A 7,028-nucleotide genomic window follows, 5' to 3' on the forward strand; every position below is an offset into this window, starting at 1 on the left:
GCCGAGCGTGCCGGACACCCAGACGTCGTCGCCGTCGCGCGCGGCATCGCGCCGCAGTGCGGCGTCGGGCGCGACTTCGCCGAATACGGTGATGCACAGGTTCAGCGGACCGCTCGTGGTGTCGCCGCCGATCAGCTCGCAGCCGTAGCGCTCGGCGAGCGCGAACAGCCCGTTGCTGAACGCTTCCAGCCACGCCGCGTCGGCACGCGGCAGCGCGCACGCGAGCGTGAAGGCGCGCGGTTCGGCGCCCATCGCCGCGAGGTCGGACAGGTTGACCGCGAGCGTCTTGTGGCCGAGGGCTTCGGGCGCGACATCGGGAAAGAAGTGGCGGCCTTCCACCAGCATGTCCGTCGAAATAGCCAGCAATTTCCCGGATCGCGGCGCGATCAGCGCGCAATCGTCGCCGATGCCGAGCGTCGACGCGCGCGCCCCCTGCGCGGCGCGGCGCGTGAAGAAGCGTTCGATCAGTGAAAACTCGGAGAGGGCGGCTGGCACGGCGGGCGATCCGGAACGGTTGAAGGAACGGCATTGTACGAGGCGAACGGCGGCGCTTCTGCACCATCCGGTACATTTTTGTCGCGGCTGTTGCACCCGAATCGCCGGTCTGGCGGCCGATGATTGGCGCTACAATGCCGTCGAACAGTTATTCTAATCCGCCCGTCACGAGACACATGTCCACCCAATCCTCCTCCAAAGCCAAGCTCCGCGAAGCCGCCCTCGACTATCACGAATTCCCGACCCCCGGGAAAATCGCGATCGCCCCGACCAAGCAGATGATCAACCAGCGCGACCTCGCGCTCGCGTACTCGCCGGGTGTGGCGTACGCGTGCGAGGAGATCGTCGAGAATCCGCTCAACGCGGCACGCTTCACCGCGCGCAGCAACCTGGTCGGCGTCGTCACGAACGGCACGGCAGTGCTCGGCCTCGGCAACATCGGGCCGCTCGCGTCGAAGCCGGTGATGGAAGGCAAGGCGGTGCTGTTCAAGAAGTTCGCGGGCATCGACGTGTTCGACATCGAGCTGAACGAGTCGGATCCGCACAAGCTCGTCGACGTGATCGCCGCGCTGGAGCCCACCTTCGGCGGGATCAACCTGGAAGACATCAAGGCGCCTGACTGCTTCATCGTCGAGCGCGAAGCGCGCAAGCGGATGAAGATCCCGGTGTTCCACGACGACCAGCACGGCACCGCGATCGTCGTGGCCGCGGCCGTCACGAACGGGCTGAAGGTCGTCGGCAAGGACATCAAGAAGGTCAAGCTCGTCGCGTCCGGCGCGGGCGCGGCCGCGCTCGCGTGTCTCGACCTGCTGGTCGACATCGGCCTGCCGCTCGAGAACATCACGGTGACCGACCTGGCCGGCGTGGTCTACAAGGGCCGCACCGAGCTGATGGACCCGGACAAGGAGCGTTTCGCCCGCGAAACGGAAGCCCGGACGCTGGCCGAAGTGATCGACGGCGCGGACATCTTCCTCGGCCTGTCGGCCGCCGGCGTGCTGAAGCCGGAGATGGTGAAGGGCATGGCCGAGCGCCCGCTGATCCTCGCGCTCGCGAACCCGACGCCGGAAATCCTGCCGGAAGCGGCGCTCGAAGTGCGCCCCGACGCGATCCTCGCGACCGGTCGCACCGACTACCCGAACCAGGTCAACAACGTCCTGTGCTTCCCGTTCATCTTCCGTGGCGCACTCGACGTCGGCGCGACGACGATCACGCGTGAAATGGAGATCGCGGCGGTCAACGCGATCGCCGAGCTCGCGCAGCACGAGCAGAGCGACATCGTCGCGACCGCCTACGGCATCCAGGACCTGTCGTTCGGGCCCGAATACCTGATTCCGAAGCCGTTCGATCCGCGCCTGATCGTGAAGATCGCGCCGGCCGTCGCGCAGGCCGCGATGGACGGCGGCGTCGCGACGCGCCCGATCGAGGACATGGAAGCCTACAAGCAGCACCTGCAGCAGTTCGTGTACCACAGCGGCACGACGATGAAGCCGATCTTCCAGATCGCGCGCGCCGCGCCGGAAGAGAAGAAGCGCGTTGTATTCGCGGAAGGCGAAGAAGAGCGCGTGTTGCGTGCCGTTCAGATCATCGTCGACGAAAAACTCGCGAAGCCGATCCTGATCGGCCGCCCGTCGGTGATCGAGCACCGTATCCAGCGCTATGGCCTGCGCCTGACGCCGGGCACCGATTTCACGGTCGTCAACACCGAGCACGACGAGCGCTACCGCGACTTCTGGCAGACGTACTACAAGATGATGGCGCGCAAGGGCATCAGCGAGCAGCTCGCGCGCGTCGAGATGCGCCGCCGCACCACGCTGATCGGCTCGATGCTGGTGAAGAAGGGCGAAGCGGACGGGATGATCTGCGGCACGATCAGCACCACGCACCGCCACCTGCACTTCATCGACCAGGTGATCGGCAAGCGCCCGGGCTGCAGCGTGTACGCGGCGATGAACGGCCTCGTGCTGCCGGGCCGCCAGATCTTCCTCGTCGACACGCACGTGAACGTCGATCCGACCCCGGAGGAACTGGCGGAGATCACGATCATGGCCGCGGAAGAAGTGCGCCGCTTCGGCATCGAGCCGAAGGTCGCGCTGGTATCGCACTCGAATTTCGGCACGAGCAATGCACCTTCGGCGAAGAAGATGCGCGATACGCTCGCGATCCTGCAGGAGCGTGCACCGGAGCTGAAGGTCGACGGCGAGATGCACGGCGACGTCGCGCTCGACGCGGCACTGCGCAAGGAAATCCTGCCGGAATCGACGCTGGAAGGCGAAGCGAACCTGCTGATCCTGCCGAACATCGACGCCGCGAACATCGCGTACAACCTGCTGAAGACGGCTGCGGGCAACAACATCGCGATCGGGCCGATCCTGCTGGGTGCCGCACAGCCGGTGCACGTGCTGACCGAATCGGCGACCGTTCGTCGCATCGTCAACATGGCGGCGCTGCTGGTCGCCGACGTGAACGCCGCGCGCTGAGCCAAAACGAACGCGCCAGGCCGGTCGAACCGGCGTGGCGCGTCGGGCGAAATTGTAAACAAAAGCAAAAAGAGGCGTGCCCGCAATGGGCACGCCGCGGGCAGGGCGCAAACGCGCTTCCCTCAAGGCAACAGCAGCATCTCTCCACTCCTGGTAGCGAGTGCGGCAAGGAGGCAGGTCTTGCCGTACGAGAGATGCCGCTTTTATTTTATCTCGTGCAAGATAAATGTAGTGTGATTTCGGTAAAAAATGCGTAATTCCGGACATCGCGATGCTTTCGATTCCCAAACGGACATTGATTCGCGCGGCCAATAACGCTACGCTAACGCCTTTGTTGGTCGTCAACTACTTGATTTAACAGCGGGAACCCTGGTTCATGGCACGCAAGTGGCTCCGCAACGGCGCGCTCGCGTCCGTCTTCGCGATGTTCGCGATGGGTATCGTCGGCACGCCGACGGGCAGTCTGGTTTCCGCCGCTTACGCACGGGAGGCCGTTCCGGCCGACGTCGCGGCGAGCGGGCTCGATACGATCCCGACCGCCAGTCTTCCGCGCGAGGCCGTGACCACGCTGGGCCTGATCGGCGCCGGCGGCCCCTATCCGTACGAGAAAGACGGCGTCGTGTTTGGCAACCGCGAGCGGATCCTGCCAAAAGCGAAGCGCGGCTACTACCATGAGTACACGGTACCGACGCCGCGTGCCCGCAATCGCGGCGCGCGCCGGATCGTCTGTGGCGGGCCGTTGCGCCGGATCGACAACTGTTATTACACGGGCGACCACTACAACAGTTTTAAACGTATTGTTGAATGACTTCGGGACGAATGGCATGAGCGACTCCATCTACGCGCACGAAACGGCGGCGGCGGAACTGTTCGCGGCCGGCGACGGCAACCTGTTTCAGCGCGTGATTCAACTGCACGCGGCGGCGCAGGCCGGCGGCACGCCGGAGCAACAGGAAGCCGAGCCCGGGCTTTCATCGAACGAGGAGCCTATGAGCCTTTTCACGACCGTGCGACCCAATCTCGTGCAGTCGATCCGCGCGTTCCGCGTGCAGGATCTTGCCGACGAAGCCGGCCGGCTCGGCCAGCATTTCCTGTATGCGTATTGCGGCGCCGCGCAGTCGAAGCAGGAAGTGATGGAAACGATCGCGACATCGTTCCTGTTCCCGAAACATTTCGGGAAGAACTACGACGCGCTGTACGACTGCCTGACCGACCTCGTCGCGAAGGCCGGCGCGCAGCCCGGTTTCGTGATCGTCCTCGAAGGGCTGCCGATCGCGCAGAAATTCGACAAGGAAGGGCGCGAGACGCTGCTCGACGTATTCCGCGAGGCGGCCGAATTCTGGGCCGAGCGCAAGGTCGCGTTCCGCGTGTTCTACTCGTTCGCATAAGCACGGGTCGGCCAACGGCCGATCCGGTGAAACACCCGCCCAAAGCCCGCTTCGAGCGGGCTTTTTTGCGTCCGCGCGCGATGCGCTGCACGCGCCGCGCCCGGCCCGACAAAAGCCTTTCATCGCGCACCTTTTTCCGCGACAATCGGTCAGCCCGGCCGCGGCCGCCGCGCCGGGCGCACAACACCAATCATTCGAGAGAGGGCCGTTTTCCCATGACCGCTACCCGATTTGCGGCGCGCGCCCGTGCGCGTCGCCCGCTCGTCCGCGCGCTGGCCGCGTGTGCGCTGTCGCTCGGCATCCCGCTTGCCGCGCAGGCCGCGGCGCTCACGCCCGAACAGACCGTCGACGTTTATCTGGGCGCCATCGTCAACAACGACGCGGCCAAGGTCGAGCAATTCAACGACACGGTGCGCGAGACCGCCGATCCGAAGGAGGCCCGGAACATGCTGCTGCCGGCCGACATGTACGGCGACATGCGCGAACAGATGCTCGGGCAGACGCTGGCATTGATGCCGGAGTCCGCGCGCGAGGCGCTGGCGCCGTCGCTCGACTCGATGCTGGTCGCGTACACGGGCGCGTTGCGGCGCTCGCAATGCAACGTCACCGGCGTCAAGCGCACGCCGGGTGCAGGCGGGAAGGGGCAGGAACACGCCACGGTCAGTTTCGAGTGCAAGGTGGCCGACGTCACGCCGCCGGGCGACGCGGCCACGAAAGCGCGCGCGAACGCGAAAACCGACCAGCAGCGCTTTGCGGCTGTCAGGACGACGTTCACGGACGTGGCGCGCGCGTTCAACGACGCTCCGGTCAGCCGGCGCATCAAGGGGCAGGTGGAGATGGTCGGTTCGGACAGCAAGGGCTGGACGACCGACAGCCCCGAAAGCCTGCTGAAGCCAGTCGTCGATGCGCTGTCCGGCCCGGTTGTCGCGGCGGTCGCCGCCAGCCAGCAATGAGGCTGCCGCGCCGGCCCGATCGATTCGATACCGACATGACCCGACCGATGGACGTTTCCCTTCATGCGCGCCGCGGCGCGCGTTTTCCGTTGTTCCGCGCGACGCGCGCGGCCGTGCTGTTCGCGCTCGTCGCGGGCGGTGCCGCGCACGCGGCGGTGCTGACGCCCGAGCAGACCACCGATCTGTATCTCGGCACCTTCGTCAACGGCGACGTCGCCAAGGCGGCGCAGTTCAACGATGCCATGCGCACGCGCTTCGACGGCAAGGACGCACTCGACGTCGCGGCGATCCCGAAGCTCGGCGACACGATGCGCGACAACATGATCGCCGCGCTGCTGTCGAAGATGCCGGCCAGGTCTCGTGCGGCATTGCGCGAACCGATCAGCGCGTCGATCACGTCGTATCAGCATGTGCTGGCCCGTTCCGAATGCAAGGCGACCGGTTCGACGCAGAAGCCGAACGAGTACGTGGCGGGCGAATCGATCGCGACGGTCGATTTTTCGTGCCGTGTTGTCGATGTGGAGCCCGGCGTGAAGGCGCTGAAGGAGAAGCTGGGCAACCCGCGCCTGAAGACCGACAAGGCCCGGACGGCCTTCCTCGCCGCGTTTTTCTCGGGCATGGCGCGCGTCTACGACGAGGCCCCGATGGGCCGCCCCGTGACGGGGCAGGTCGATCTCTACGGCACGAACGAGAAGGGCTGGCTCACGGGTTCTCCGGGTGACGTGCTGTCGCCGCTGGTTGATGCGTTGCTGGGGCCGATCGGCTCGGCGGGCGGAGAAGCCGACAAGTGAGCGACGCGATCCCGGCCGCTGCACATGGCCGGCATGCCGTGCATTCGAACGGGGAGTGAACGATGAAGATCCTCACGCGAGGGATGCTGGTTGTCGCGGTGGCCGTTTCGATGTGCGGAGCGGCTGTGGCGGGCGACGCCGCCGCCGAGCCGGTCGCGCTGCCGGTTTCGCCGGCGGCGCACGCGGCCGTCGAGCGGCTGCTCGCCGATCTGCGCACGCGCTCGACACCGGACCAGTACGCGGCGGTGGCCGCCGCGATTCACGCGTCGCCGGCGCTGGCGGCGCAACTGGACGAACTGGTCGACGCCGGCCTGCTGACGCGCATCGCGGTCGACAGCGGCGAGCCCGCGCTCGGCAGGACGACCGGCGCGTTGCGCAACGGGAGCGTGTGGATCCTGACGCCGGCGTTCGTCGCGCAACAGGCGCCGCGGCGCCTGTTCGACGTCGTGCAGGACGACGACATCCTGCCGGACAACATGGTGTTCGCGCTCGGCTACATGGCATGGCGCGCGAAGCACGATGCCGACGTGAGCCGCGCGTCCGACGCGCTGCGGGCGTCGGACGACAGCGCGGACGCGAAGAAGCAGCGGTGGATCGACCTGAACACGCGGATCGACGCCGGCGGCTTCATCCAGGGCTGGAACGACACGGTGGACGCGGCCACGTTCCAGCAGGGCGGCAGGCCGGTCAGCATCGTGCAGGCGGTGCAGATGATGATGAACCTGCGCTATCGCGGCCCGCTGATCACGGCGATCCGGGCGACGCCGCCGGCGCGCAAACTGCGGATCACCGGGCCGGCGCTCGCGCTCGACGCGGACAACCTCGACGCGCTGGCATCCGCGCTCCAGACTTCCCCCGTCATCGACATCGAGCCGTTCAGCGCGGCGCGCTGACACGCGTCGCCGTGCGCCGGCGTCATGCCGC

At 66.7% G+C, this 7,028-nt stretch carries 7 protein-coding genes; 6 read left to right on the top strand and 1 reads right to left on the bottom strand.

The annotated features are described in order from the left end of the window. Positions 1-495, bottom strand: a 495-nt coding sequence (gene thiL / locus ABY44_RS15430) for a thiamine-phosphate kinase (RefSeq protein ID WP_431641383.1), incomplete at its 3' end; no start/stop codon positions are given. Positions 496-629: 134 nt separating this feature from the next. Here thiL and ABY44_RS15435 point away from each other — a divergent pair. The 6 genes from ABY44_RS15435 (at position 630) to ABY44_RS15460 (ending at position 6,997) form a co-directional block, all read left to right on the top strand. Continuing rightward, positions 630-2,972: an NADP-dependent malic enzyme gene (locus tag ABY44_RS15435; RefSeq protein WP_027788406.1), complete on the top strand. Its 2,343-nt coding sequence runs from the start codon at positions 630-632 to the stop codon at positions 2,970-2,972. Positions 2,973-3,348: 376 nt separating this feature from the next. Next, positions 3,349-3,780, top strand: coding sequence for a ribonuclease domain-containing protein (locus tag ABY44_RS15440; RefSeq protein WP_006476946.1), 432 nt, complete (start codon positions 3,349-3,351; stop codon positions 3,778-3,780). A 16-nt stretch (positions 3,781-3,796) separates the two neighbouring features. Then, positions 3,797-4,360 carry a barstar family protein gene (locus tag ABY44_RS15445; RefSeq protein WP_021159266.1) on the top strand — a complete coding sequence of 188 codons (564 nt, stop codon included), beginning with the start codon at positions 3,797-3,799 and terminating at the stop codon, positions 4,358-4,360. Positions 4,361-4,575: 215 nt separating this feature from the next. Next, a complete protein-coding gene (locus ABY44_RS15450) occupies positions 4,576-5,313 on the top strand; it encodes a hypothetical protein (RefSeq protein WP_431641384.1) in 738 nt (245 codons plus the stop codon). A gap of 35 nt (positions 5,314-5,348) precedes the next feature. Further along, the gene (locus ABY44_RS15455) at positions 5,349-6,104 is read left to right on the top strand and encodes a hypothetical protein (RefSeq protein ID WP_230948757.1); all 756 of its coding nucleotides are present in this window, start codon (positions 5,349-5,351) and stop codon (positions 6,102-6,104) included. 62 nt (positions 6,105-6,166) lie between these two features. Beyond that, entirely contained in the window at positions 6,167-6,997 is an 831-nt protein-coding gene (locus tag ABY44_RS15460) for a hypothetical protein (RefSeq protein WP_060169917.1), read from the top strand. Positions 6,998-7,028: the final 31 nt, after the last annotated feature.

Origin of the sequence: Burkholderia sp. ZZQ-2, from assembly GCF_050768715.1 — a bacterium.
In the GTDB taxonomy this organism is placed as follows: domain Bacteria; phylum Pseudomonadota; class Gammaproteobacteria; order Burkholderiales; family Burkholderiaceae; genus Burkholderia; species Burkholderia cepacia.